Genomic DNA, 26,429 nt, shown 5'->3' on the forward strand with positions numbered 1-26,429 from the left:
TGCCCACCGCCTGGTAGTTCGCCCATGCGCCTTTACTGCATGCTGATCGGCTTGACCTCGGCCCTGCTCGCAGGCCCCCTCCATGCCGCTGACCCGGCCAAAGCCGCCGTTGCCGAGGACAAGGCCGAAATGCTTGAAGAAAAGGTCGTTGAAGATGCACCTCCCCCCAAAAAAGCGGAGAAACTGACCCCCGGCGAAGCGCGGGCAGTGGACCCGGCTGGCAAGGCGCCGCTGGATGACAGCATCACCTGCCTGGCACGTACCATCTACTGGGAAGCCAAAGGCGCCGACGCCAAAGACATGACCGCAGTGGCCAGTGTGGTGCTCAACCGCCTGGGCCACGATGGCTTTCCCGACACCATCTGCGCGGTAGTCAAACAGGGTGTGGAGGCCAAGGCCTGTCAGTTCTCATGGTGGTGTGACGGGCGCCCGGACCAGGTCGAGGAACCGCAACGCTACGACGTTGCCAAAGAGATCGCACGCAAGGCACTGAACCAGCAGTTGAAAGACCCCACCGGTGGCGCATTGTACTTCCACGACCGCACGGTGCGCCCCGACTGGGCCAAGGCTTATCGCAAGACCGCGCAGACCACCCACTTCCTGTTCTACAAGCCGAACCAGGCATTGGCCCATTGACGCGTAAACGGCTGACAACGCTGGCCCGATGCGAATGACTGGCAACTGACCGCACTTTTCCACCGACCAGGGGTCTACTCCCTCTTTTGCCGCCAGTAACGATTGCCGGCGTTTTCATTGTCTTGCACGACCTCGGGCCAAAAGCCGCGGGCTTGTGTAGGATGAGCAGCGCACACCACGACGCTGCCAGTCATAGGGAGATCCACATGCGCGTCCTGACATCCGTTGTCGCCTTGTCACTGGGCCTGGTCGTTTCGACCGGGGCGCTGGCAGCCACCGGCGAAGAGGCGCAGTTGATCGATTCGATCAATGTCTACCGCAGCAAGGCCCAGCCCTGCGGTGGCGGGGCGTCGCTGGAACTGCCGCCGCTCAACAGCGACACACGTCTGGCGCTGTCGCCAGAGGGCACCCGCGACCTGCAACAGGCCATGACCCGCGCCGCCTACCCAATGGTCAGCGTCCAGGCCATCAGCCTGTCGGGGCCACGCGATGCACGCGCCGCCATGCATGCCATTGAGGAAAGCTTCTGCCAGGTGGTGCTCGATCCGCAATTCGTCGATATCGGCGTCAGCCAGGAGGGCCGCGACTGGCGCATCGTGCTGGCACGGCCGCTGCTCACCGGCCGCCTGGGCGACTGGCAAGCCGAGGGGCAGAAGGTGCTGCAGGAGGTCAACGCCGCGCGCAAGGTGCCACGGCAATGCGGCGGCCAGCCGTTTGCCGCCGCCCCGGCACTCAGCTGGAGCACAGTGCTGGCCGGGGTCGCCGCCAACCACACACGGGCGATGGCCAACCAGAACTTCTTCGACCACATCGATAAAGATGGCCGCACACCCGGTGACCGGGCGGAACTGGCCGGATACCTGTACCAGCAGATCGGCGAAAATATCACTGCCGGGCGTGACACAGCGCAAAAGGTCGTCAACGGCTGGCTGGACAGCCCGGGGCACTGCGCCACGCTGATGAATCCGGCTTTCCGTGAACTGGGCGCTGCCTATGCGGTGGACCCCAAGAGTGATGCCGGGATCTACTGGACAGGCGTGTTCGGGACGCCGCAGTAGGTCACGTGAAGGGGCAATTGCCTGCACGCAACTGCAAGGCCGTACAACCAAACCGACGCCGCACGCATTTGCCAAGGTAGCTGGCATCCCCCAGGCCCACCTCATCGGCAATCTGCGCCAGGCTGTGGCTGGAGTTGAGTAAACGCCAGCGCGCCTGCTGCAAGCGCATCTCCAGCCACCAGGCCTTGGTGCTCATGCCGTGGCTGGCCTGGAACTGCCGGTCCAGTTGACGCCGGCTGATGCCCAGTTCCGCAGCCAGTTGCTCCACGGCCAACGGCGTGCCCAGGTGATGACGCATCAGTGCTTGCGCCCGCTGCACCTGGCGCCCCTGACCGGCACCCAGCTCCAGCGAGCGCAAGGCGTGACGGCTGTCGCGGGTCTCGTCCACCAGCATGTCAGCCAGCCCTTTGAGCGCACGCGTTCGCCCGCAAGCGCGTGAAAGTAGGGCAACGGCCAGGTCTATGGCGGCAGTGCCACCGGCGCACGTGATGCGATTGCCATCGATGCAGTACAACTGCTCGCTCAGCAGCTGCAACTGCGGAAAAGCAGCACGAAACTCGGCTTCGTGACGCCAGTGCACCACCACCTTGTGCCCCTGCAGCAGGCCGCAGGCCGCCAGCAGGAAGGCGCCATTGTCGCCCCCCACCAGCTTGACACCCGCCTTGGCGGCCTGCCTGAGCAAAGCCTGGTAACGTGGCGCCAGCGCTGCGGTGGCCATGGCACTGCGGCCGCCAAACACCACCAGGTAGTCGAAACAGTTCAGCTCGAGCTGATCAGCAATGGCCTCGACCTGCAGTACCGCGCCACTGCTCGACGGTATCGGCTCAAGGCTGAGCCCCGCCACCGTCCAGCTGCAATAGCGTTGCTTGCTGTAGTCCTCGTCGTCGGCGCTGAAGCGCAATTTGTCGAGAAAGGCGCCAAACGGCAGCAAGGCAAAATCCGGTAACGGCATGATCAGCAAGCGGATGTCGGGCGGCATGAAACCACGTCCAGAAAAGACCCTTTTATGACCAGATAATACTCTTCCAGCTTGAGCGTTGCGCCATAGACTGGCGCCCTCTCTCGAACAAGGTATTTTTCAGCATGGCACTGGACACCTGGCTCATCTACCTGCTGGCCAGCATCGGTCTGTCGCTGACCCCGGGGCCTAACAGCCTGTTGGCGTTGACCCATGGCGCGCTATATGGCGCACGACGAACGCTGTTCACCATCGTGGGCGGGGTATTGGGTTTCAGCGCCCTCATCGCCTTGGCCATGTTCGGCCTCAGCGCACTGCTCCAAACCTCGGCGTCGGTGCTGGGCGTACTGAAGTGGGTGGGTGGGGCTTATTTGATCTGGCTGGGCATTCAACTGTGGCGCAGCCCAGGCCTGCAACTGGAACTGACCGAGCAAAGCGCGCGGCGCGGCAATGCCGGGCTGTTTCGCCAGGGCCTGCTTTCGGCCATGGCCAACCCCAAGGTGTTGCTGTTCTATGGTGCCTTCCTGCCGCAGTTCATCGACCCACAGCGAGGACTACTGCTGCAGTTCGCTGTGATGGCCGCGACCTTTGCCAGCGTCGAGTTCCTGGTCGAGTATTTGCTGGCACGCCTGGCGTTTCGCATTCGCCCTTGGCTGGCCAAGGGAGGTAAAGGTTTCAATCGCTGCTGCGGCAGCCTGTTTGCCTTGATTGGCCTGGCGCTGCCGCTTGGCCGATAGCGGGCCCGCGAACACGGGCGAAGCCCGTGCCCTGCACCGCGTAACGGTTCAACCCCGGCGTGCTTTGAGTAGAAACACAACCAGCGCCACACCCGGCAACCCCGCCCCCACCAGTGCCACACCCTGCCAGCCAAACTGGCTGAACAGCGCACTGGCCACCGCGGACCCCAGCGCCCCTCCAAGGAAAATGCTGGTCATGTACACCGCATTCAGCCGCCCGCGGCTGGCAGGGTCCAGTGCGTACACTTCGCGCTGGCCGATGACCATGTTCATCTGCACCGCAAAGTCCAGCAACACGCCGGTAAGGCCCAGGCCAATCACGCTGTAACCCGGCACTGTCAGCCCCAGCAACAAGGCCGCTGGCGCCAGCAACAGCGCCAGCAGCGAGCCGGCCCGGGCATGCCCGGCATCGGCCAGGCGGCCGGCCATGGGCGCAGCAACGGCACCCACCGCGCCGACAAGGGCGAACACAGCGATCTGGCTTTGTGACAGGCCATGCTCACCGGCAAGCGCCATCGGCACCGCCGTCCAGTAAAGACTGAACGCTGCAAACATCAGTGCCTGGTAAAACGAACGCTGGCGCAACAGCGGATAACGACGCAGCAGTGTGAGCAGCGACAGCATCAACCCGGCATAGCTGGCTTTGTGCTCGGGACGCCGCTGCGGCAAGGTCAACACCAACAACAGGATGATCGCCAGCATTACCCCTGCGGCGCCAATGAACACCGCACGCCAGCCGAAGTGGTCGGCCACCAGGCTCGACAGCGGTCGCGCCAGCAGGATGCCCAGCAGCAAGCCGCCCATGATGTTACCAACCACACGACCACGCTGCTGCTCCGGCGCCAGATGCGCTGCCAGCGGGATGAGCATCTGCACCGACACCGAACTGAAGCCGATCAGCAGTGCGTAACCCAGGAACAGCTGGCCCTGGCCGCTGCTGCTGGTACCCGCCAGCAGCAGGCTGACGCACGCCAGGACCGCGGTGGCCACCATCAGGCGGCGGTTTTCCAGCAGGTCGGCCAGCGGTACCAGCAACAATAGGCCCAGGGCATATCCCAGCTGAGTGAGAGAAACGATCAGGCTGGCATGCTCGGTGGACAGCCCTAGGTCCGGGGCGATCAGCCCGACGATGGGCTGGGCGTAGTAGATGTTGGCGACGATCGCGCCGCAGCAGAACGCCAGCAGCACTACCAGAGCCCGGCTCAGGCTGGCGGCTGCCGGTTGCGCTGTCGCAAGGGAGGGGTTCATGCGAAGTTCCTCGACAAGGGATGGGGAGATGCTGGCCACCTTACCCATGCACGCCATCGCCGAGAATCCGGCGGTGGCGCAATGCGGCTTTGCGCACAGCGCAACACTAGTTGCCGCGTATGAGCAAATTTTCGCAAAAGTCGATGAATGCGTTTACCCGCCGTGAGCCCCGGTGGTTGGGCATATACAAGGCGTTGATGCTGCTATTGGCCGTGCCAGGGCTGGCCTGCCAGTCGGGGAAAACCCGCTGCAGGCGCCCCGCCAGCACATCCTCGCGTACCAGCCAGTCGGCCAGCAGTGCGATACCACTGCCTGCCAGTGCCGTTTCACGCAACATGTCGGCATTGGCGCTGCGCAATGGCCCGCTTACATCCAGCTCCAGGCTGTCCTGGCCACAGGTCAGGCGCCAGGGGCGCGCTTTCTGCCCATAGCGAAAGCGCAGGCAGGCATGGTCAAGCAACTCCCGGGGATGCTGCAGTGGCTCACGCCCGGCCAGGTAAGCCGGGCTGGCCACCAGCCAACGCTGAAAACCGCCCAGCCGGCGGCACACCAGCTCGTCATTGGGCGAGGGGTCGCCCAGGCGAATCGACAGGTCATAGCGCCCGTCAAGCAAGTCGTCCAGGCGGTCGCTGAGGTCGATGTCCAGTTCCAGTGCCGGGTGCTGCGCCAGAAACGGCCCCAGGTGCGGGGCGATGACCCGCCGGCCGAACTCCACTGGCAGGCTCAGGCGCAGTACACCAACAGGCTCCTCGCCGCGATCGGCGATGCTGGCATCAGCCTCGTCCAGTGCTTCAAAAATGCCCCGTGCCCGCTCGTAGTAACGGGCGCCGGCTTCGGTCAGGCTGACCTGGCGCGTCGAACGGTTGAGCAAGGTGGCGCCCAACGACGCTTCCAGGGCATCGACCAGACGTGTCACCGACGATGTCGCCAGCCCTAGCCTGCGCGCGGCAGCAGAAAAGCCTTGAGCATCGACAGTGGCCACGAACATTTTCATCGCCAGCAGCTTGTCCATGTTCAGCCCGTCTTCCAAAAACCGGAAAGTTCTTACAAACCGCCGGGCGGGTCAAGCAGCGCGCCCCACGGCAATCGCGTCCATAGTGAAATCAACCCAATTCCAAGGAGGCTTGCCATGACCCTGAACAACCTGCTGACCGCCCTGCCGCCCTGCGATCCCGCCAGCGCCGAACGTGTCGACGAATTGCTCAGCCGCCCAGGCGTACGCGTGGAGCGTATCGTCTCCAGCGGGCAGGCAAGCCCACCCGGCTTCTGGTACGACCAGGCCGAAGGCGAGTGGATCATGTTGCTCAGGGGGGCTGCCGCCCTGCGTTTCGAGCACGAGCGCCACACCCGCCTGCTGGCGCCGGGCGATTGTCTGGACATCCCCCCGCACCACCGCCACCGCGTGGAATGGACCGCGCCCGGCACAGCCACCATCTGGCTCGCGGTGTTCTATAGCAGCAGCACCCCATGGCCGGCATGAAGGGGCCATGCCTGCCCGTGCACAAGGCGCAGTTGCCCCGTCGCCGTGCAAGGTTGGGCTTACGACCAAAGCATGAATACAAATCGAAGAGGCCTCATAAACGCCCCGTTCAATGCGTTTTTCAGCACCTTATCTATACTTTTAGCCACATCTTCGTAAGTTCAGCCCTGCGACAATCAGCCTCGCTCAATTATGTACCAACTTGTTAATTAGCAAGCTAAGGGCTTAAACTGCGCGCATTCCACCTGCTGAGATCCCTGGCATGAAAGAAACACCGCGCGCCTCTGGCGCCACACACTTCATCCTGGTCGGCCTGGGCGTGATCGTCGCCCTGCTCGGCCTCCTCCTGGCTGCTGGCGGCGTCAAGCTCGCCGGTCTGGGCGGTTCCTGGTACTTCCTGATCGGCGGCTTGGCCATGGCCATCGCCGGTGTCCTCATTGCTCGGCGCAAGAGGGCTGGCGCCTGGCTGTATGCCGTGTTCTTGATCGGCACTGCCATCTGGGCACTGATCGATGCGGGCCTGGTGTTCTGGCCGCTGTTCTCGCGCCTGTTCATGTTCGGCGCAATCGGCATGGTCGTGGCGCTGGTCTACCCGCTGCTGGCGCGTGCCAATGGCGCCAGCGCCGGGCGCGGTGCCTACGGCGTCGCCGGGGTAATGGCCGTGGTGCTGGTGGTCGCTGTCGGCAACATGTTCGTTGCCCACCCAAGCGTTGCTCCCAACGGCAAAGGCCCTGGCATGACCCCAGTCGAAACCGGCAAGGAACAGAAAGACTGGGCCCACTACGGCAACACCGAAGGTGGCAGCCGCTTCGCCGCGCTTGACCAGATCAACCGTGACAACGTCAACAAGCTGAAGGTAGCGTGGACCTACCACACCGGCGACGTCGCGATCAGTGACGGCAACGGTGCCGAAGACCAGCTCACCCCGCTGCAGATCGGCAGCAAGGTGTTCATCTGCACCCCGCACAACAACCTGATCGCACTCGATGCCGACACCGGCAAAGAACTGTGGAAGAACGAAATCAACGCCCAGTCCAAGGTCTGGCAGCGTTGCCGTGGCATGGCCTACTTCGACGCCACTGCCGCCATCGCTCAGCCAACCCAGCCGAACAGCTCGCCGATCACCAGCGTTAGCGTAGCGGCCGGTGCCAACTGCCAGCGTCGCCTGCTGACCAACACCATCGACGGCCGCCTGATTGCCGTCGACGCCGACAACGGCGAGTTCTGCCAGGGCTTCGGCAACAATGGCCAGGTTGACCTCAAGGCCGGCCTGGGTGATGTACCGGACTCCTACTACCAGCTGTCCTCGGCACCACTGATGGCCGGCACTACCGTAGTGGTCGGCGGCCGTGTTGCCGACAACGTCCAGACCGACATGCCAGGTGGCGTGATCCGTGGTTTTGACGTGATCACCGGTGAAATGCGCTGGGCCTTCGACCCGGGCAACCCGGAAGATCGCCAGGCACCACAGGCCGACAGCACCTACGTGCGCAGCACCCCGAACAGCTGGGCGCCGATGTCCTACGACCCGGCGATGAACACCGTGTTCCTGCCGATGGGTTCGTCGTCCACTGACATCTACGGCGTAGAGCGCAGCAAACTGGACCACACTTACGGCGCTTCGGTGCTGGCCCTGGACGCCACCACCGGCAACCAGAAGTGGGTGTTCCAGACCGTGCACAACGACCTCTGGGACTTCGACCTGCCCATGCAGCCAAGCCTGATCGACTTCACCAAGGACGACGGCCAGTCGGTACCTGCCGTGGTGATCGGCACCAAGGCCGGGCAGATCTACGTGCTCGACCGCGCCACCGGCAAACCGCTGACCCAGGTCGACGAAGTACCGGTCAAGCCAAGCAACATCCCGAACGAGCCGTACTCCGCTACCCAGCCCAAGTCGGTGGGCATGCCGCAGATTGGCGCGCAGACCCTGACCGAATCGGACATGTGGGGTGCCACCCCTTACGACCAGCTGCTGTGCCGCATTGACTTCAAGAAGATGCGCTACGACGGCCTGTACACCGCGCCGGGCACCGACCTGTCGCTGAGCTTCCCGGGTTCGCTGGGTGGCATGAACTGGGGCAGCATTTCTACCGACCCGGTACATGGCTTCATCTTCGTCAACGACATGCGTCTGGGCCTGTGGATCCAGATGATTCCTTCGCAGAACAAAGGTGGTGCAGCATCCGGTGGCGAAGCACTGAACACTGGCATGGGCGCGGTACCGCTCAAGGGCACCCCGTATGCCGTGAACAAGAACCGCTTCCTGTCGGTCGCAGGCATTCCATGCCAGGCACCGCCGTTCGGCACCCTGACCGCCATCGACATGAAGACCCGCCAGGTAGCCTGGCAGGTACCGGTCGGCACCGTTGAAGACACCGGCCCGCTCGGCATCCGCATGCACCTGCCGATCAAGATCGGCCTGCCAACGCTGGGCGGCACCCTGTCGACCCAAGGCGGCCTGGTGTTCATCGCCGGCACCCAGGACTTCTACCTGCGCGCCTACGACAGCAGCAATGGCAAGGAAATCTGGAAGGCTCGCCTGCCCGTTGGCAGCCAGGGCGGCCCGATGACCTACGTCTCGCCGAAAACCGGCAAGCAATACGTGGTGATCACTGCTGGCGGTGCACGCCAGTCGACTGATCGTGGCGACTACGTGATTTCTTACGCTCTGCCGTAAGACCGCGTCGCCTGCTTCGCGGGCAAGCCCGCTCCTACAAGGCTTACACCGGCCCTGTAGGCGCTGGCTTGCCCGCGAATGCCCCTCAAAGACAATCCGAGATTCTGTAATGCCATCCGCAATTCGCATCACCCCCACCCTGCTGCTGGCCCTGGCCAGCACCACTGCCCTTGCCAACGACGACCTGCTGACCCGCAGCACCCTGACCGGTGACTGGGGCGGCCTGCGCCATCAACTCGAAGAAGACGGCGTCAAGATCACCGGCGACTACAGCGGTGAAACCGCCTACAACGCCCACGGTGGCCTGCACCGCTCGGCGCGCTATTCGCAGAACGTCAAGCTGGGCGTGCAGTTCGACCTGTCGAAACTGTACGGCCTGGACAACGGCGGCAAGGTCCAGCTGACCATCAACGACCGCCGCGGTAACAGCGCCTCGGAAGACCTGGTAGGCAACCGCCTGCCGATCCAGGAAAACTACGGCGGCCTCTACACCCGCCTGACCGAGCTGAGCTACGAGCGCACGCTGTTCACCCCGGCGCTCAACGTCAAGCTCGGCTACATGGCCATGGGCAACGACCTCGGCGGCCTGGACAGCGGCATCCTGTGCAATTTCATGAACGCCGGCTTCTGCGGCCACCCGCTGAACATGTCCGGCGGCAGTGGCTGGGCCAACTACCCCAACGCCCACCTCGGTGTGCGGGTGAAGTACGACCTGTCGCCTTCCTGGCAACTGCGCGTGGCGGCGTTCAACGTTGACCCCGAAAGCAACGGCAACTCCAGCCGCGCCTGGCACCTGGGGCCCAAGCACACCACCGGCACCGTGGTACCGGTAGAGCTTATCTACAAGCTGCAAGGTGAACTGCCAGGTGAGTACAAGCTGGGCTACTACTACGACAGCTCCGATGTGAAACGCATCGGCAGCGACGATGAAGTGTCCGGCCGAGGTGGCCATTACCTGTTGGTCGACCAGGCAGTGTGGAACGACCAGGCCTCCCCAGGCCGAAGCCTGCACGCCTTCGGCCAGTACTCGGCGTCAAGCAAGGCTGCTTCGCCGTTCACCAAGTGGTATGGCGCCGGCGTGGTGCTGTACAAACCGTTCGAAGGCCGCCCGAAGGATACCGTGGCACTGGGTTATGGCCGGGCCGTGCCCAACCCGCGTAGCCGCGACGTGCTGGAAGATGCCGCTTTCAACGCGGGCCAGCAGTTCCCGGATATCGACAGCGCCGAGCAGTTGATCGAACTGAGCTACGGCTACCAGGCCACGCCATGGCTGAACCTGCGCCCGGATGTGCAATACATCATCGAGCCAGGGGCGTTTTCGGGCAAAGACATCGACAACGCACTGGTGGTTGGCCTGCAGGTCAAGGCGACCTTCTGAGTCACCGGGGCCGCGCTGCGGCCCATCCACCGTCGCGACCATCAAGCCTGCTTGAGGTAGTCCACCAGCCTCAGCAGCATGGCATCGCAGCCCCGCAACTGTTCGACACTGACAAACTCATCCGGCTTGTGGCCCTGGTCCATGCTGCCAGGCCCGCACACCACGGTGGGGATGCCCGCCTGGTCAAACAGGCCACCTTCGGTACCAAACGCTACCGTACCGAACGTATCCGAGCCACTGAGCAACGCCACCAACCTCGCAGCCTCGCTGTCCTCCGGTGTCGCCAGCCCCGGATAGGCACTCAGCGGCTCCAGGCGAATGGCGCTGGCGATGTTGACCTTGCGCATACGTGGCAGCAACTCGGTTTCAGCATAGGTTTGTAACTGGTCGGCCACCGCCTGCGCCTCGAACCCAGGGAGCGCGCGTACTTCGAAATCGAACTCGCACTCGGCCGGCACGATGTTCAGCGCCCTGCCCCCTTTGATCACGCCGGTCTGCACCGTGGAGAACGGCGGATCGAAGCGCTCGTCGTGATAAGCCGGCAGTGCCAGGGCATCGCCGATGTCACCCAACTTGCCAATCAGTTTCGCCGCATACTCGATGGCGTTCACCCCATACGGCGCGTACGCCGAATGGCACGCTGCGCCCTGTACCTGGCAGCGCATTGCCAGCTTGCCCTTGTGCCCCAGCACCGGTTTGAGTTCGGTAGGTTCACCGATCAGGCACAGCCGTGGTTTACACGGGCGCTGTTCGAGGGCAGCCAGCATCGAGCGCACGCCCAGGCAACCAACTTCTTCGTCATAGGAAAATGCCAGGTGTACCGGCATGCGCAACGGCTGGGCGAGAAAAGCGGGTACAGCAGCCAACACCGAGGCGATAAAGCCTTTCATGTCGGCCGTGCCGCGGCCATACAGGCGGCCTTCACACTCACTCAGGGCAAACGGCTCGACCGTCCAGGCCTGGCCATCCACTGGCACCACATCGGTATGGCCAGACAGCACCACACCGCCAACATCCTTGGGGCCGATGGTGGCGAACAGGTTGGCCTTGGTGCCCTCCGGGTTATGGAACAGCTCGCATTCCACTCCCAACTCGGCCAGGTAATCACGGATAAAACCGATCAGCGCCAGGTTGGAGTCGCGGCTCACCGTGGCAAAGCCGATCAGCCGGGCCAGCAGCGCGCGGCTGGCAAACTCACTCATCGCCCGGCACCCCATAGCTTGGCGCGGCGGTCGGGTTGAGGGCGCGGGTAACGTAATCCTGCATCTGGGGGCGATAGGCTTGCCACAGGCCATCAAGCACGCCGATCGGGTCACTATCGGCCCAGTCGACGCGCAGGTCCACCAGCGGCCAGGTCAGCTCGCCCGCAATCTTCAGCGCCGCCGAGTGCACGGGCCCGGCTTCGCCACCCGCTGCCATCGCCGCGTGCATGGCTGCCAGCAGGCGATCGGCCAGATGGCCGCCGGCCTGCTCGAAGGCCAGCACCATGGCTTCGATCACCTGGGTCGAGGACAGCAGGTTGCCAGCCGCCGCGCATTGTTCGCCGGCCACTGCATGGTGTGTGCCCAGTGCTTCCCGCCCGGTGAACAATGCCACCTGGCCGTGACTGTCGATCACCGTGACCTGGCGGTACTCACTCCAGCCATTGGCACTGAGCACCCTGTCCAGCGCAGCGGCAGGCGGTAACTGGCCATGCTCAAGGGCATCGAGAATCTGCGGGCCTAGCGCCGGCAGGGTGATGTTCTGGGTAGAGACCGCGCCCACACCGGCACGCACCCAGGGGCAACGGGCACCCACGGCGATGCTCGACGAGCTGATGGCGATACCGACCTGGCCGGTTTCCTGGCAACGACCGATGATGGAGAACGTCATGTCATGGTTCCTGTTGTGCTGTGCGATACACGGCATTTTGAGTGGAACCTTCTGGCGGGCGAAACGACCTTTTTCCGAGGGGGTAGGCAGGAAAAAACTATGCTCAAGGCGCCGCTCTCTGCACCCGCTCGAAAAACCACCTCACCCACCCGGGCAACCCACCCCGCAGGCCAGAGAACTCAAGGCCTTCGCCGTTTTATCGGCAAGCACCAGCTAAATACTATTTTCGCCATTTCCACGGCATCCCTAGTCTGGCTCCAGGCAACGGCGGTCCTCCAAACCGACCTGACAAAAACCGCCTGAACAAGGGCTCGGACATGACACTGAACAACCTCGAAATCGACACCCTCGTCGTCGGCGCCGGCCAGGCCGGCGTGGCCATGAGCGAACACCTGAGCAAGCTTGGCGTGCCGCACCTGGTACTGGAGCGCAACCGCATCGCGCAGGCCTGGCGTACCGGCCGCTGGGACTCGCTGGTCGCCAACGGCCCGGCCTGGCACGACCGCTTCCCGGGGCTGGAATTCAACCTCGACGCCGATGCGTTCGCCGGCAAGGACCAGGTGGCCGACTACTTCGAGCAGTACGTACGCAAGTACAACCTGCCCGTGCGCACCGGCATTGAAGTGAAGCGCGTGGTGCGTAACAGCGACCGCCCAGGCTTCACCATCGAAACCAATGAAGGCGTGATTCGCGCCAACCGCGTAGTCGCCGCCACCGGCCCGTTCCAGAAGCCGGTGATCCCGGCCATCGCGCCGAAAGACAGCAACCTGCACCAGATTCATTCCGCCGCTTACTTCAACCCAGAGCAGCTGCCTGAAGGCGCGGTACTGGTGGTCGGTGCCGGTTCCTCCGGCGTGCAGATTGCCGAGGAATTGATGCGTGCCGGACGCCAGGTGTACCTGTCGGTCGGCGCCCACGACCGCCCGCCGCGTGCCTACCGCAACCGCGACTTCTGCTGGTGGCTGGGCGTACTGGGCGAGTGGGACGCAGAAATTGCCAAGCCCGGTCGCGAGCATGTGACCATCGCGGTCAGCGGCGCCCGCGGTGGCCACACCGTGGACTTCCGCGCCCTCGCCCACCAGGGCATGACCCTGGTCGGCCTGACCCAGTCGTTTGAAAACGGCGTAGCGCGCTTCCAGGACAACCTGGTCGAGAACATCAACCGCGGCGACGAAAACTACCTGGCCCTACTGGATGCGGCCGATGCCTACATCGAACGCAACGGCCTGGACCTGCCGCAAGAGCCCGAAGCCCGCCAGCGCCTGGCCGACCCGGAGTGCATGCGCAACCCGCTGCAGCAACTGGACCTGGCCAAGGCCGGCGTCAGCAGCATCATCTGGGCCACCGGTTACGGCGTGGACTTCAGCTGGCTGCAGGTAGACACCTTCGATGCCAACGGCAAGCCCCAGCACCAGCGTGGTGTGGCCCGCGAACCGGGCGTGTACTTCCTCGGCCTGCCGTGGTTGTCGCGCCGTGGTTCATCGTTCATCTGGGGGGTGTGGCACGACGCCAAGCACGTAGCCGGCCACATTGCCACGCAGCGTACCTACACCGCCTACCGCGACCGCGAGCAACGCGCAGCGGATGAGCAGCAAACTGCCAAGATCAGCAATGTCAGCACCCTCGGAGCCCACTGATGCCTACCCATACTCGCATCCGCATGTTCAACACCAAGGAAACCTACCCCAACCAGACCCTGGACAACGACTTGTGCCAGGCCGTACGGGCGGGCAATACCATCTACGTGCGCGGTCAGGTCGGTACCGACTTCGAAGGCAAACTGGTCGGCCTGGGTGACCCGCGCGCACAAACCGAACAGGCGATGAAGAACGTCAAGCAACTGCTTGAAGAAGCCGGCTCGGACCTGTCGCACATCGTCAAGACCACCACCTACATCACCGACCCGCGCTTCCGCGAGCCGGTGTACAAAGAGGTGGGCAAGTGGCTCAAGGGCGTGTTCCCGATTTCCACCGGGTTGGTGGTGGCCGGGTTGGCCCAGGCCGAATGGCTGATGGAGATCGACGTGATCGCCGTGGTGCCCGATCAGCAATGACCACAGGCCTGAATGACGGCGGGTGACTGCCACCTGCCCGTCCAGCCACGCCTGGGTTGCCCGTGCCGCAGCTTGCCAGCGCTGAGGTGCGGGCACACCAACGGACGACGGCACATGCACACTGAAACGTCGCCCGCAGTTCGCGCGTGGCTGGCTACCCGGCGCAGCTCCAACGCCATCGGGCGTACCACACCCAGTCCATTCAGTAGGTCGCCCTCCCGCCGCTGAGGTCAAACACAAAGCCAGTGGTAAAGCTGCACTCAGGCCCGGCGATCCAGCTGACCATGTTGGCAATCTCCTCGGCCTTGAGGAAGCGCCCCATGGGGATCTTGGCCTTGCTCGCGGCAATATGCTCGGCCGTCATCTCGGCCATCAGCGGCGTCTCGACCATCGCCGGTGCCACGCAGTTGAGCAGCACGCCATCCTGCGCCAGCTCCTTGGCTGCCGCCTTGGTGAAGGCGATGACCCCGGCCTTGGCTGCCGAATAGCCCGAGATGTACTGCACACCCTCCTTGCCGGCCATGGAGGCGATATTGACGATGCGCCCGTAGCCGCGCTCACGCATGTGCGCGATGGCGGTGCGGCAGCAATAGAACACACCGTTCAGGTCGATGGCGATGACCTTGTCCCAGGCGTCTGGCGGGTACTCCCAAGACGCCACCACCGGACCGTTGATGCCGGCATTGTTGACCAAGATCTGCACCTGCCCCAAACGCGCCAGCGTCTGGGCAAAAGCCGCCTCCACCGAGGCCAGCGACGACACATCCACTGCCTGGCGCAGCACCGGCTCGAAGCCGTTTTCCGTGCTGTTCCAGCCATCGACGGCAAGGTCCCAGATCACCACCTGGGCGCCGGCGACATGCAAGCGGCGGGCAATCGCCAGGCCGATGCCACGCATGCCACCGGTGACGATAGCGATTTGGCCTTGCAGGTACTGGCTCATTGTTCAGCTCCATTTTCGACAGAAGGAATATCCGGCAAGCGACGCAGGTCACATGCCCTTTGGGGCGCTAGCCGAGACGATCCTCCAGGCCATGGAGGATGCCGCCCGGGACGGGTGTTCTGTTCAGTGTTCATCACGATTGCGCGCTTGTTGTTGGAAGGGCAAACAACGGAGGGGCTAGGCAAACCCGAACAATCGCCGAGGGGTGTCCCACATTACTGTGCGGCGCAGCCGGGCATCCGGCATCAGGCGCTCGGCCAGCTTCAGCAGCGGGCCGTAGTCCACCCGCGCGGGTTGGCGAATGAACGGCCAGTCCGACCCCCACACACAGGATTGGGCGCCAAAGGCTTCGAGCAGGGCCTGCACGTATGCACTGCTCTGTTCGAACAAGGCGTCCGCTGCGGCAAACTTCTGCATGCCTGACAGCTTCACGCAGGCGCGGCCGCTGTCGGCCAGCCGCAGCAACGCCTGGAAGCCGGCTTGCTGCAAACCGGCAGCGACATCCGGGCGGCCGCAATGGTCAATCAACAGACGAGCCTGCGAGCCTTGCAGCAGGCTGTGCAGGTCCAGCAACTGGTCGTCACACACCTGCAGCTGGGCGAACATGCCAACCTCGGCGAGCTTGCCGAACAGCCCGTCAACGCCCTTGAGGCTGGCTACCCCGTACAGCGCGGGGTTGAAGGCGATACCCACCACGCCTTGCGCCTGTAACGCCGCCAGCGCGTCGAGGTTGATGTCCGCCTTGACCACCGCCACCCCCTTGAACCGCCCCTGCCCGCTGGCCAAGGCATGCAGCAGGCAGCGGTTGTCGGTGTGGTAGCCGCTGTTGGGGCCCACCAGCAAGGCATGTTGCACGCCGTAAGCCTCCATCACCCGGGTGAACTGCGCCTGGGTGGCGACCTCCTGGCCGGAGGGCGCGTAGGGTGCATCGGGGTGATAGGGGAAACGGGCGGGGTCAAACAAATGGTTATGGCAATCGATCTTCGCTTCGTCAAATATGTTCACGCAGCACTCCCGTCAAGCGCCACTGCGCTTGTCTGCAGATCTTGTTATTGTGCGCCGCAAGGGCAGTTAGGCTGGGATTAACGATACTGTGTGGCCGGCTTTGACGCTCATACCCAGATGGCGAAAACCATAACCGAAGGTAATACACATGCTGCTTGGCAACGAAGGCGCAGACGCAAGCACCATGCTGTTCAAGCTGCGGCACATGGAAGTGTTCAGGGCGGTGATGCTGACGGGCTCGATCAGTGCGGCGGCCAAATTGCTGTATGTGTCGCAGCCGGCGGTGAGCAAGCTGATTCAGTACATCGAAGCGCGCCTGGCCTACCCGCTGTTCGAGCGCGTCAACAACCGCCTGGTGCCGACGGCCGAAGCGCAGGTGCTGTTTCGCGAGGTCGAGCGGGTGTACCAGGCAGCGTTGCAGGTCAACGAATGTGCCCTGGCGCTGGGCGCTGGCGGCCAGCGCAAGTTGCGTATCTCGTGCAGTGCATCGTTGTCCACGGTGGTGATCCCAATGGCCCTGGCCCAGCTCAAGCGTGAATCACCGTCACTGAATATCGAGTGGCAAACCTCGTTGATGGGCGAAATGCCCAACCAGATCTTGTCGAAGAAGGTCGACCTGTCGATCGCCGCCCTGCCGGTGGTGCACGACCACCTGCATTCGCAAGCGTTCATGCGTGGACGCATGGTAGTGGTGATGCCGCCGGGTCACCCTTTGGCCGGTCAGCCCGCGCTGACCCTGCAGCAGCTGGAGGGCCACGCGTTGCTGCTGTTCCGGCCCGACATGCCGTTTGGCAAGCTGTTGGCCGAACACATCGGGCGCCGCGGGCTACAACTGAAATCACTGTTGTCGTTCACCAATGCCAACGAGGCTGTGGCGTTGGTCAAGCAAGGCATGGGCATCAGCGTGATCGACGAGTTCGTTGCACAGGACAGCGGGCTGGCGGTGGTGCCGTTGGCCGATGAGATTCACTTCGATATCAGCTTCGTCTATTCGCGCTTCGAGCCGCCCTCGCATGCAGCGCTGCAGTTGATGCGGGTGTTGCAGGGGCAGGCGCAGAAGCTGGGGCGGGCGCTTGCGCCGGGCTGATCATCTACGCAACTGCTCCCCTGTGGGAAGGGCTTCAGCCGCGAACACTGCCGAAGCCGGTGCCGTGCACCGAGTCGCCAGATTCGCGGGCACGTCCGCTTCCGCTGGGTATACAAGGGTGCGGTTTAAAAGCCGACCGTGGCCGAGAGCAGATAGGTCCGCGGGGTGGACAGGGTCAACCCCGGCTCACTGTCATCCGACGCCCCTGCCGAGCTCCAGTAGAGATCATCGAGCACATTCTCGACACTGGCCCGCAAGGTAACCTCGGTGGCGTCCACCTTGAAGGCATAACGTGCACCCAGGTCATAACGCTCCCAGCCGTCGATGCGCTTGCTGTTGTTCTGGTCCAGGTACTGGGAACTTGAGTGAATGCCGCGCGCTGTGAAGGTCAGGCCGTTCACCCCTGGCACGTCCCATTCAGCCCCCAGATTGACGTTGTATTCGGGCGTGGCCGGCGCACGGTTGCCATCGTAGGCACCGCCGACAGTGTCGGTGAGTTCGCTGTCGATATACATCACCCCACCCAGCACCCGCACGCCCTGCACCGGTTCACCGAACACACTCAGCTCGATGCCGCGGTTGTCACGCTTGCCATTGGGGCCGAATACCCGCGAGGCGGGGTTGGTCTCGTAGGCTGGCTGGCGGATGCGGAAGGCGCTGGCGGTAAAGGCCACCTGGCCGAGGTCGTACTTGGCCCCCACTTCGATCTGGCGGCTGGTGAACGGCGGGAAGATCTGGTCTTCGTTGATCGAGGTCGACGGGGCGATCTTGCCTTGGCTCAGACCCTCCATGTAGTTGGCGTACAACGAGAGCTGGTCGGTGACCTTGAGCAATACGCCCCCAGAAGGCGAGACCTTTTCTTCGTCATAGCCCGTATCGCCTTTGACGCCGTCGCTCCAGTCATCCACCTGCACCCGTTGCCAGCGCGCCCCCAGGGTCAACAGCAGGCGGTCGTCAAAAAAGCCAAGGGTATCGGCCAGGGCCACGCCGGAAAAGCGGTTTTCCGTGTAGACCTCGGGGTCGAGGCGGGTTGGCGTAGCGGGTGACGGTGCGGCCACCGGGTTGTAGAGGTTGCTCGGCGCCGAGGCATAGCGCGCACCGCCGTTGGTGAAGTCCATGTAGTAATAGCTGGCGGCCAGGTTCAGCTCGTGGCTCACCGGCCCGGTATGGAACCAGTGACGCAAACCGGCCATGGCGGTGCGCACTGACTCGTCCCGGGTAAAGTCACGCGGCTGCACGGTGAAGTCGCCGGCATCGTTGGTGATCGACACGTTATGGCGAAGGAAGTCGTGGTTGCTCTTGCGCGCGCCGACCGCACCATAGGCCAGCAGCGACTCGCTGATATCGTACTCGGCGTTCAGCGCACCGAAGGTGTCGTTGGTACGCGCCTTGCTCCAGGCCTGGGCGTAGTTGTGACGTACATCATTGGCATTGGGCACCTTGGCATTGGCACCGACCAGCACACGCTCCTGCGGGGCGTCGGTGTCGCGTTCGGTGTGGCCAAGGTCCGCCGAGAGCCGCAGGCGCTCGCCTCGAAAATCCAGGCCCAGCACCGCCATTTCGCGGTCAACGCGCTGGTGATCCCATTCGGTGTCACCGGCCTGCTTCACGCCATTGAAGCGCACGCCGAACTGCTGGTCTTCACCAAAGCGACGGCCGATATCCACTGCGCCGCCAGCCTGGCCGGCCGAAGCGTAGCTGCCGGTGAATTCGGTGATCGGCTTGTCAGCGGCTCGCTTGGGCTGCACATTGATACCGCCGCCCACGCTGCCACGCGGCGAAATGCCGTTGATCAACTGGCTGGGGCCTTTGATGATGTCGACCCGGTCAGCCATTTCCATGTCGATCGAATACGTCGGCAAGATGCCATACAGGCCGTTGTAGGCCACATCGCTGTTGAACAGGCTGAAGCCGCGAATGGTGAACTGCTCGAAACGCCCGCCCGCCGGGTTGGTAGCACGCACTGAAGGGTCACTGGCAATCAGTTCGCCCAAGGTGCGCGCCTGTTGGTTCTTGACCAGGTCGCTGGTGTAGCTGCTGATGCTGAATGGGGTTTCCATGAAGTCGCGCGAACCGAGCAAGCCTTGTGCCCCCTGGCGTGCCACTTGGCCACCGGCATACGGCTGCGTTTCGTTGCTTGCGGCCAGGCCGCCGACGATGCTGGTGGGGGCGATTTCCAGAGCGCCACTGCCCTGGGGGGCAGGCATCAGGGTGAAGGCCCCCTCACCCACCGGCAGCGCCTGCAGGCCACTACTGCGCAGCAACTGGCTGAAGCCTTCATCGACACTGTAACGACCGGACAAGCCGTTACTTTGCCGGCCCTCTACCAATGCCGGGTCCAGCGAAAGGCTGACACCGGCCTGGTCGGCGAAATGGGTCAAAGCAGCACCCAGGCTGGCTGGCGCTACCTGGAACGTACGCCGGGCCGGCTCATCGGCCCAGGTGGGTGCACACAACAGCAGGCTCATCGCGAACAATGGATGTGCTGCGCGCGCCAGTGGGCGCAGGCGGCAAGATTTTACTGCAGGCATTGAACAAGGCTCCCCTTTTATTTTCTCCTACCGGTAATGACCGGCGAGTGAAAAAAAGGGGACAGCCTCATGCTCGTTTTTCTCGTGCGGTCAGGCTCACCCAATAACGCGTGCGGGTCTGCACTTGCAACGGCAGGCTGGCGGCGAGCAGGGCCAGCACCCGGTCGGTGTCGTCAAGGCGGAACGTGCCGGTCACACGCAAGCGCTCCAGTTCTGGTGCCCAGCGCAGTACGCCGGGGCGATACCTGCGCAGTTCGCGCAGCAACTCGCCCAACGGGCGGTCGTCCAGCCGTAGCGCGCCTTCGCGCCAGCCCAGTTGCCATTCGTCGAAGGCTTTGACAGGGCCAACGCCGGCCGCCTGCAAACTGGCCTGTTGGCCGGCCTGTAGCATCACGGCTGGACCACGCAGCGGTTGCAGGCTGACTGCACCCTTGATCGCCGACACCCGGCAGGCCTCATCAAGCAGGCGCAGGCACACCTCGCCCTCACTGAGCACCACCCGGCCGTAAGGCACCTGCAAGGTGAGGCTCAGGTTAGCGGGCACGCTGACGGCCACTTCACCGCGCACCAGTGCCACGCGGCCTGCACCCAGCTCGATATCGACCGCACTGTCGGTGTTCAACTGCAACAAGGTGCCGTCGCTCAGCATTGCCTGCCTGCGCTCTCCTACCGCGGTGCGCATGTCGGCGGTCCAGGCATCCAGCGGCAGCTCACGGCTCACCAGCCAGGCCAACGGCAGCAACGCCGACACACCCAGGGCTTGTTTGAGCAGTGCCCGACGACCGGCATCCGGGCGATCCAGGGCGGCCATCGCCAATGCGCCGGGCAACCCGGCAAACCGCGCTCGCAGCAGCGATGCCTTTTGCCAGGCGTCTTCGTGCAGGGGGCTGCTGGCGCGCCATTGCGCCAGGCGCAGCAGGTCAGCTTCGCTTGCGTCGCCAGAATCCAGTAGTGCCAGCCAACGGGCCGCAGCACGCAGCGCCTCGCGGGTTTCTGGGGTGTGGGGGCTCATCGCAACTCGGCCAACAGGCAATGCTCGTAAGCCTGCGCCATGTAGCGTTTCACCGAGCGCTGGCAAACGCCCAGGCGCTGGCCAATCTCGGCGTAGCCCAAACCTTCCAGCTGGTGCCAGAGAAAGGCCTTGCGTATCGCCGGCTTGAGGCCGTCGAGCAGTTCATCCAGTGCCTGCAGGGTTTCCAGCAGTACCCAGCGCTGTTCTGGCGACGGCACGTGTTGCTCGGGCAACTGCGCCAAGGCATCAAGGTAGGCCTGCTCCAGGCTACGTCGCTGGTGGAAGTTGCTGAGCAAACGCTTGCCCACGGTCAGCAGATAGGCGCGCGGTTCGCGTATGTCTGCCAGCGGCTGGGCGCTGGCCAGAATGCGCAGAAATGTATCCTGACTGAGGTCGGCGGCATCCCAGGCATTGCCCATACGCCGGCGCAGCCAGGTTTCAAGCCAGCCACGATGCTCCCGGTACAGGGCAGGCAGGCCAGGCTCCGGTGGCGGCGCGGCGTCGATCATGAGGTGAGTCCTGCAGCGGAGTAAATAAGATTAATTCTAATTTACATCACGCCACAGAACCAAGCGCTTTGTTACCGGTCAGGCAATTGCTTCATCTACCAGCACTTGTGCTTCCTGCACCAGACGCTGCAAATGCGCCTCGTCGATGAAGCTTTCGGCGTAGATCTTGTAGATGTCTTCAGTACCCGACGGGCGCGCGGCGAACCAGCCATTGGCCGTCATCACCTTGAGCCCGCCAATCGCCTGGCCATTGCCTGGAGCATGGCTGAGGATCTGCACGATCGGCTCACCGGCCAGCTCGGTCGACTTCACCTGCTCCGGCGCCAGCTTGCTCAGCAACGCCTTCTGCCGCGCGTCCGCCTTGGCCTCGACACGAGTGGCGAACGGCTTGCCCAGCGCGTCGGTCAGGTCGGCATAAGCCTGGCTCGGGTTACGCCCGGTACGGGCGGTCATTTCGGCGGCCAGCAAGGCCGGGATCAACCCGTCCTTGTCGGTGGCCCAAACCGAGCCATCGCGGCGCAGGAACGAAGCCCCTGCACTTTCTTCGCCACCAAAACCGAGCGAACCGTCGAACAGGCCCTGGGCGAAGAACTTGAAGCCCACCGGCACTTCGTACAGCTTACGGCCCAGGCGCTGGGTGACGCGGTCGATCAGGCCGCTGGAGACCACGGTCTTGCCCACGGCAGCGTCACTGCGCCACTGCGGGCGGTGGCGGAACAGGTAGTCGATGGCCACGGCGAGGTAGTTGTTGGGTTGCAGCAAGCCATCAGGGGTAACGATGCCGTGGCGGTCGTGGTCCGGGTCGCAAGCGAAGGCCACGTCAAAGCGCTCACGCAGGCCTATCAGGCCCTGCATGGCATACGGCGAGGAAGGGTCCATGCGGATCTGGCCGTCCCAATCGACGGTCATGAAGCGGAAGGTCGGGTCGACCTCGGTGTTCACCACTTCCAGGGCCAGTTGGTAGTGCTTGGCAATCGCCGACCAATAGCGCACCCCTGCCCCGCCCAGCGGGTCGACGCCCAGGCGCAACCCGGCGCCACGGATCACATCGAAATCGATGACGTTTTCCAGGTCCGCCACATAGGTGCTGACGTAGTCGTGGCGGTGGGTGGTCGGCGCCAGCAACGCCTGGGCATGGTCCATGCGCTTGACGCCGGCCAGGTTAGCGGCCAGCAGTTCGTTGGCCTTGCCCTCGATCCACTTGGTCACGTCGCTGTCGGCCGGCCCGCCGTTGGGCGGGTTGTACTTGAAGCCACCGCTTTGTGGCGGGTTGTGCGACGGGGTAATGACGATACCGTCAGCCAGACCCTGTGTGCGGCCACGGTTGTGGCAGAGGATGGCGTGGGACACAGCCGGTGTGGGCGTGTATTCGTCATCCTTGGACAGCATCACCTGCACGCCGTTGGCGGCCAGTACTTCCAAGGCACTGGCGGCCGCAGGAGCTGACAGGGCGTGGGTATCGGCGCCAATAAACAGCGGGCCATCGATACCTTTTTCCTGGCGGTACAGGCAGATAGCCTGGCTAATGGCCAGGACGTGATACTCGTTGAAACTCAATTCAAGCGAACTGCCCCGGTGCCCCGAGGTGCCGAAGGCCACGCGCTGGGCCGCCACGGCAGCATCTGGGCGGCCGGTGTAATAGGCGGTGAGCAGCCGGGGAATATCGACCAGCACGCTGGCCGGAGCCGGCTTGCCTGCCAAAGGACTGAGCGTCATGCAAAAACCTCGAGTTCAACGGATGTTGGTGTTGGAACGTGCAGTGTACTGAGAGTTGCAATGCCGTGCGATGGGGGCATCAAAGAAACCCCGGTCCCTGCTGGGTACAGCGCACCCCGCCCAACCCTATGACGGTCTAGAGTTCAAGCCATACCCATTGTGAATAAGGCTCTATGGCTTTCCATCGTCTGACCCGCACACACCCCCGCCTGAGCCTCGCCACTATAGTCGGCCTCGCTGGCGCCTGGCTGATCCCCGCCGGTGATACCGTGCAACACATCCTCGCTGGCTGGAACCTGGGGGTGTGGCTGTACCTGCTGCTGGTGCTCTACCTGAGCTGGACAGCCAGCCCGGAAAAGGTCCGCAAGGTCGCCGGCGTCGAAGACGAGAACGCGGGCCTGGTCCTGCTGACCGTGTGCATCGCCGCCATCGCCAGCCTTGCCGCGGTCACCCTGCAACTGGTCTCCAGTCGCGGCCTGCAAGGCACGGACCTGGCCGTGCACTATCTCTATACCGGCCTGACCGTCGCCGGTTCATGGCTGCTGATCGGCTGCATATTCACCCTGCATTACGCCCGCCTGTTCTACACCGGGCAAAGCCACGAACTGCCGCTACGCTTCGCTGATGGCGAGCGCAACCCTGATTACTGGGACTTCCATTACTTCTCGTTCACCATCAGCGTGGCGGTGCAAACCTCAGACGTTGGCGTCGCCGGACGAGGGTTGCGGCGGGTGGTGCTGGCGCATTCGCTGGTGGGCTTCGTATTCAATACGGCGATTCTCGGGTTCACGATCAACATCGCCGCCGGGTTGCTAGGTTGACCAAGCCGCTCGTCTGAAAAACCTGCGCGTCTAGCGCCAGCGAAATCCACCAAACCCAATGGTTACCTGACACCTTGCGGTCGGGAAAACGTTTGCCATGCAGTCAACCGACACACTGCGCCCGTGACAAGGGTGTGACCCCTGTCATGCATTCGCACATTTGTCGTACTTGCAACCGAAAATCGCACGTAGCAGGTGCTATCTTTACTTTCCCGGCGGCCGCATCGATGTGGCCACCCGCTCATCACGTCCAGGTACGGACAAGGAGGCTGGCATGAACAAGATGACGTTCCCCAACGCCTGCCAGGTGATGCGCTGGCATTTCCATCCGTTGGGTTTCGAGGCCAGCATGGATGCGCCACGCAGCATGGTTGCACGGCTGTTCGACCGCGCCAGCGGTGAGACCCTGCTGGCGATTGCGGGCATCCCCTGTGCAGCGATCATGGCCGCCGCCGATGTAGAGCGCATCATCGAGGCCGTCGAGGCGGAAATGGACGCCTTCATACCCGCCTTTACCTTGCGCGATGCAGTCTAGGCTCTGTTTTCAACGCAGCCTCACCGAGTATCAAGGCTTTTCATACAGCGCCTAGCCTGCAGCAGTGAGTTCCGGGCCCATGGCCTGCAACTTGCTCATGAACTGCTCGGCCGGCACAGGCTGGCCCAGCAGGTAGCCCTGCAACGAATCACACCCCAGCCGGGTCAGGAAGTCCTGCTGCTTGTCGGTTTCAACCCCCTCGGCAACGATACGCAGGCCCAACGCCTGGCCCAGTGCGACGATTGCCGAAACAATCGCTGCATCGTCACTGTCCTGCTCCAGGTCGCGCACGAAACCGCGGTCGATTTTCAGCTCGTTGGCTGGCAGGCGCTTTAGGTACATCAGGCTGGAATAGCCCGTACCAAAGTCATCAATGGACAAGTCCACGCCCATGTCGGACAGGCGCTGCAGCACGGTCAGGCTGGCGTCGGCATCGTGCATGGCGGTGGTTTCGGTAATTTCCAGTGTCAGGCAGTTGGCCGGCAAGCCGTTCTGCTGCAGGGCGCGGGCCACGCTGTCGACCAGGCCGGCGTGGCAGAACTGGATAGCCGACAGGTTCACCGCCATGCGCCAGCCAAGGTGGCCCTGGTCCAGCCACTGGCGCATCTGACGGCAGGCCTCGATGAGTACCCACTCGCCAATGGGGATGATCAGGCCGGTCTTTTCCGCCAGGCCGATGAAGCGGTCAGGCAGCAGCAGGCCTTGCTGCGGGTGCTCCCAGCGCAGCAGCGCTTCGGCACCAATCGGCTGGCAGGTATGGGCGTCGAACTTGGGCTGGTAATGCAAGCTGAACTGGCGCTGCTCCAGCGCCAGACGCAAGTCCTGCAGCAACTGCAACTGCTGGCGAGCATTGCTGTTCATCGACACATCGAAGAAGCTGTAACCGTTCTTGCCAGCGCTCTTGGCATGGTACATGGCCGCGTCGGCGTTACGCAGCAACTCGTGCTGGTCCTGGCCGTTGCCCGGGTACAGGACGATGCCCAGGCTCGCCGACAGTTGCAGGTCGTGCTCGGCCACGCGGAAAGGCCGGGAAACCAGGTTGACCTGCTTGACCGCCACGTCCATGGCATCGTTCGGTTCCTGCAGTTCCACCAGCAGAACAAACTCGTCGCCACCAATCCGTGCCAGCGTGTCCTGGCTGTGCAAGTGGCCGCGCAGGCGGGCCGCCACGGCCTTGAGCAGAAGGTCACCAATATGATGGCCAAAGGCATCGTTGACCGGTTTGAAGCCGTCCAGATCAATGAACATCAGGGCAAAACAGCCGCCCTGCTCCGCCACTTTGGCGATAGCCTGCTCAATGCGATCGGCCAGCAGGGTACGGTTTGGCAGATCGGTGAGGGTGTCGTGCAAGGCCAATTGTGTCAGTTCCTGGTTGGCCAAGGTCAGCGAACGGGCCAACTCGGCAGTACGTGCCTCCAGGCGCGCGTCCAGCACCGAAGTCAGCAACGCCACTGCCAGAACTGCCAGCGTGGTGATCAGCACCAGGTAAACCAGACTGTCACCCTGCAGACCGCCCCCCAGCGCGCCGCAGAAGCTGCCCTCGGGGAAGTTCGCCGCGGCCATGCCGGTGTAATGCATACCAACGATGGCAAAGCCCATCACCACTGCCGCCAGGCCACGGATCTGCCGTACATAGGGTGTATGTGCGCGCAGGCGGAAGGCGATCCACAATGCTGCCGCCGAGGCGCCTACGGCAATCAGCAGCGAAGCACCAAACAACGTCGGGTCGTAATCAATACCCGGCAGCATGCGCAGCGCGGCCATGCCGGTGTAGTGCATGCAGGCGATACCGGCGCCCATGATCAGCGCGCCGAACCCCAACTGCAGCGCGGGCAGGCTCGGCTGGCTGACCAGCCACAGGGCAAAGCCCGAGGAAAGCACAGCGATCAGCAGCGAGAACGCGGTCAGGGCCAGGTCGTAACCCAAGTCGATGGGCAAGCTGAAGGCAAGCATGCCAATGAAGTGCATCGACCACACGCCGATGCCCATGGCCAACGCACCGCCGCCCATCCACAGGTAGGCAGCGCGGCCCTTGGCCGTGGCGATGCGGCCAGTCAGGTCAAGAGCGGTATAGGATGCCAGGATCGCCACGCACAGCGAAATCAACACCAGCGAAGAAGAGTAGCTACCGGTCAGCATTGAGAGTTCCAGCGCCGGAACAGGGGGCCCG

At 63.5% G+C, this 26,429-nt stretch carries 22 protein-coding genes and 1 pseudogene; 11 read left to right on the plus strand and 12 right to left on the minus strand.

Translation table 11 applies throughout. The features are described 5' to 3' along the window. Positions 1-24 precede the first annotated feature (24 nt). Entirely contained in the window at positions 25-636 is a 612-nt protein-coding gene (locus AC3B5Q_RS15185) for a cell wall hydrolase (protein ID WP_021781663.1), read from the plus strand. Between the two features lie 206 nt (positions 637-842). Next, on the plus strand, positions 843-1,694 hold the full coding sequence (locus AC3B5Q_RS15190) for a CAP domain-containing protein (RefSeq protein WP_021781664.1): 852 nt from the start codon (positions 843-845) through the stop codon (positions 1,692-1,694). Here the strand turns inward: AC3B5Q_RS15190 and AC3B5Q_RS15195 are convergent. Beyond that, positions 1,661-2,673: pseudogene (locus AC3B5Q_RS15195) on the minus strand (GlxA family transcriptional regulator). The gene AC3B5Q_RS15190 and the pseudogene AC3B5Q_RS15195 sit on opposite strands and share 34 nt — an antisense overlap. 104 nt (positions 2,674-2,777) lie before the next feature. Here AC3B5Q_RS15195 and AC3B5Q_RS15200 point away from each other — a divergent pair. Continuing rightward, positions 2,778-3,389: a LysE family translocator gene (locus AC3B5Q_RS15200; protein ID WP_103444287.1), complete on the plus strand. Its 612-nt coding sequence runs from the start codon at positions 2,778-2,780 to the stop codon at positions 3,387-3,389. Positions 3,390-3,437: 48 nt separating this feature from the next. Here the strand turns inward: AC3B5Q_RS15200 and AC3B5Q_RS15205 are convergent, their stop codons facing one another. Continuing rightward, positions 3,438-4,637, minus strand: a complete 1,200-nt coding sequence (locus AC3B5Q_RS15205; RefSeq protein ID WP_103444286.1) for an MFS transporter — start codon at positions 4,635-4,637, stop codon at positions 3,438-3,440. Positions 4,638-4,743: 106 nt separating this feature from the next. Next, on the minus strand, positions 4,744-5,649 hold the full coding sequence (locus AC3B5Q_RS15210) for a LysR family transcriptional regulator (RefSeq protein ID WP_021781667.1): 906 nt from the start codon (positions 5,647-5,649) through the stop codon (positions 4,744-4,746). A 117-nt stretch (positions 5,650-5,766) separates the two neighbouring features. Here AC3B5Q_RS15210 and AC3B5Q_RS15215 point away from each other — a divergent pair, with 117 nt between their 5' ends. From AC3B5Q_RS15215 to AC3B5Q_RS15225, 3 genes are all read left to right on the plus strand, one after another. Continuing rightward, positions 5,767-6,117 (plus strand): cupin domain-containing protein, encoded by a 351-nt coding sequence (locus AC3B5Q_RS15215; protein WP_021781668.1) that lies wholly within the window; start codon positions 5,767-5,769, stop codon positions 6,115-6,117. Between the two features lie 262 nt (positions 6,118-6,379). Continuing rightward, the gene (locus tag AC3B5Q_RS15220) at positions 6,380-8,797 is read left to right on the plus strand and encodes a glucose/quinate/shikimate family membrane-bound PQQ-dependent dehydrogenase (protein WP_021781669.1); all 2,418 of its coding nucleotides are present in this window, start codon (positions 6,380-6,382) and stop codon (positions 8,795-8,797) included. Between the two features lie 109 nt (positions 8,798-8,906). Next, a complete protein-coding gene (locus AC3B5Q_RS15225) occupies positions 8,907-10,175 on the plus strand; it encodes a carbohydrate porin (protein ID WP_021781670.1) in 1,269 nt (422 codons plus the stop codon). Positions 10,176-10,216: 41 nt separating this feature from the next. Here the strand turns inward: AC3B5Q_RS15225 and argE are convergent, their stop codons facing one another. Next, on the minus strand, positions 10,217-11,377 hold the full coding sequence (gene argE / locus AC3B5Q_RS15230) for an acetylornithine deacetylase (protein WP_103444283.1): 1,161 nt from the start codon (positions 11,375-11,377) through the stop codon (positions 10,217-10,219). Continuing rightward, on the minus strand, positions 11,370-12,047 hold the full coding sequence (locus AC3B5Q_RS15235; RefSeq protein ID WP_014590707.1) for a DUF1028 domain-containing protein: 678 nt from the start codon (positions 12,045-12,047) through the stop codon (positions 11,370-11,372). Before AC3B5Q_RS15235 ends, argE begins: the two co-directional genes overlap by 8 nt. A 317-nt stretch (positions 12,048-12,364) precedes the next feature. Between AC3B5Q_RS15235 and AC3B5Q_RS15240 the strand changes: the two genes are divergently transcribed. After that, the gene (locus AC3B5Q_RS15240) at positions 12,365-13,684 is read left to right on the plus strand and encodes a flavin-containing monooxygenase (protein WP_021781673.1); all 1,320 of its coding nucleotides are present in this window, start codon (positions 12,365-12,367) and stop codon (positions 13,682-13,684) included. Further along, complete coding sequence (locus AC3B5Q_RS15245) at positions 13,684-14,100, plus strand: RidA family protein (protein ID WP_014590706.1); 417 nt, start codon at positions 13,684-13,686, stop codon at positions 14,098-14,100. Before AC3B5Q_RS15240 ends, AC3B5Q_RS15245 begins: the two co-directional genes overlap by 1 nt. 202 nt (positions 14,101-14,302) lie before the next feature. Here the strand turns inward: AC3B5Q_RS15245 and AC3B5Q_RS15250 are convergent, their stop codons facing one another. Next, positions 14,303-15,043: an SDR family NAD(P)-dependent oxidoreductase gene (locus AC3B5Q_RS15250; protein ID WP_101196280.1), complete on the minus strand. Its 741-nt coding sequence runs from the start codon at positions 15,041-15,043 to the stop codon at positions 14,303-14,305. A 177-nt stretch (positions 15,044-15,220) separates the two neighbouring features. Further along, entirely contained in the window at positions 15,221-16,048 is an 828-nt protein-coding gene (locus AC3B5Q_RS15255) for an amidohydrolase family protein (protein ID WP_101196281.1), read from the minus strand. Between the two features lie 148 nt (positions 16,049-16,196). Between AC3B5Q_RS15255 and AC3B5Q_RS15260 the strand changes: the two genes are divergently transcribed. Further along, a complete protein-coding gene (locus tag AC3B5Q_RS15260) occupies positions 16,197-17,135 on the plus strand; it encodes a LysR family transcriptional regulator (RefSeq protein ID WP_101196282.1) in 939 nt (312 codons plus the stop codon). A 125-nt stretch (positions 17,136-17,260) separates the two neighbouring features. Here AC3B5Q_RS15260 and AC3B5Q_RS15265 read toward each other — a convergent pair whose 3' ends face one another. The 4 genes from AC3B5Q_RS15265 to pgm all read right to left on the minus strand — a co-directional run bounded on the left by AC3B5Q_RS15265 (position 17,261) and on the right by pgm (position 22,903). After that, on the minus strand, positions 17,261-19,666 hold the full coding sequence (locus AC3B5Q_RS15265) for a TonB-dependent siderophore receptor (RefSeq protein WP_319298264.1): 2,406 nt from the start codon (positions 19,664-19,666) through the stop codon (positions 17,261-17,263). Positions 19,667-19,733: 67 nt separating this feature from the next. Next, on the minus strand, positions 19,734-20,678 hold the full coding sequence (locus AC3B5Q_RS15270; protein ID WP_028697286.1) for a FecR domain-containing protein: 945 nt from the start codon (positions 20,676-20,678) through the stop codon (positions 19,734-19,736). Then, entirely contained in the window at positions 20,675-21,187 is a 513-nt protein-coding gene (locus AC3B5Q_RS15275; RefSeq protein WP_021781678.1) for a sigma-70 family RNA polymerase sigma factor, read from the minus strand. The genes AC3B5Q_RS15270 and AC3B5Q_RS15275 overlap by 4 nt, the downstream gene beginning before the upstream one ends. Before the next feature lie 78 nt (positions 21,188-21,265). Next, positions 21,266-22,903, minus strand: a complete 1,638-nt coding sequence (pgm, locus tag AC3B5Q_RS15280) for a phosphoglucomutase (alpha-D-glucose-1,6-bisphosphate-dependent) (RefSeq protein ID WP_330508028.1) — start codon at positions 22,901-22,903, stop codon at positions 21,266-21,268. Between the two features lie 173 nt (positions 22,904-23,076). On the opposite strand from pgm, the gene AC3B5Q_RS15285 reads away from it, so the two are divergent. Next, positions 23,077-23,724: a DUF1345 domain-containing protein gene (locus AC3B5Q_RS15285; protein ID WP_021781680.1), complete on the plus strand. Its 648-nt coding sequence runs from the start codon at positions 23,077-23,079 to the stop codon at positions 23,722-23,724. A gap of 274 nt (positions 23,725-23,998) precedes the next feature. Continuing rightward, a complete protein-coding gene (locus AC3B5Q_RS15290; RefSeq protein WP_003247746.1) occupies positions 23,999-24,259 on the plus strand; it encodes a DUF1652 domain-containing protein in 261 nt (86 codons plus the stop codon). Between the two features lie 51 nt (positions 24,260-24,310). Here the strand turns inward: AC3B5Q_RS15290 and AC3B5Q_RS15295 are convergent, their stop codons facing one another. Further along, positions 24,311-26,398 (minus strand): putative bifunctional diguanylate cyclase/phosphodiesterase, encoded by a 2,088-nt coding sequence (locus AC3B5Q_RS15295; protein ID WP_021781681.1) that lies wholly within the window; start codon positions 26,396-26,398, stop codon positions 24,311-24,313. Positions 26,399-26,429: the final 31 nt, after the last annotated feature.

Source organism: Pseudomonas sp. D5(2026) (genome assembly GCF_057766845.1).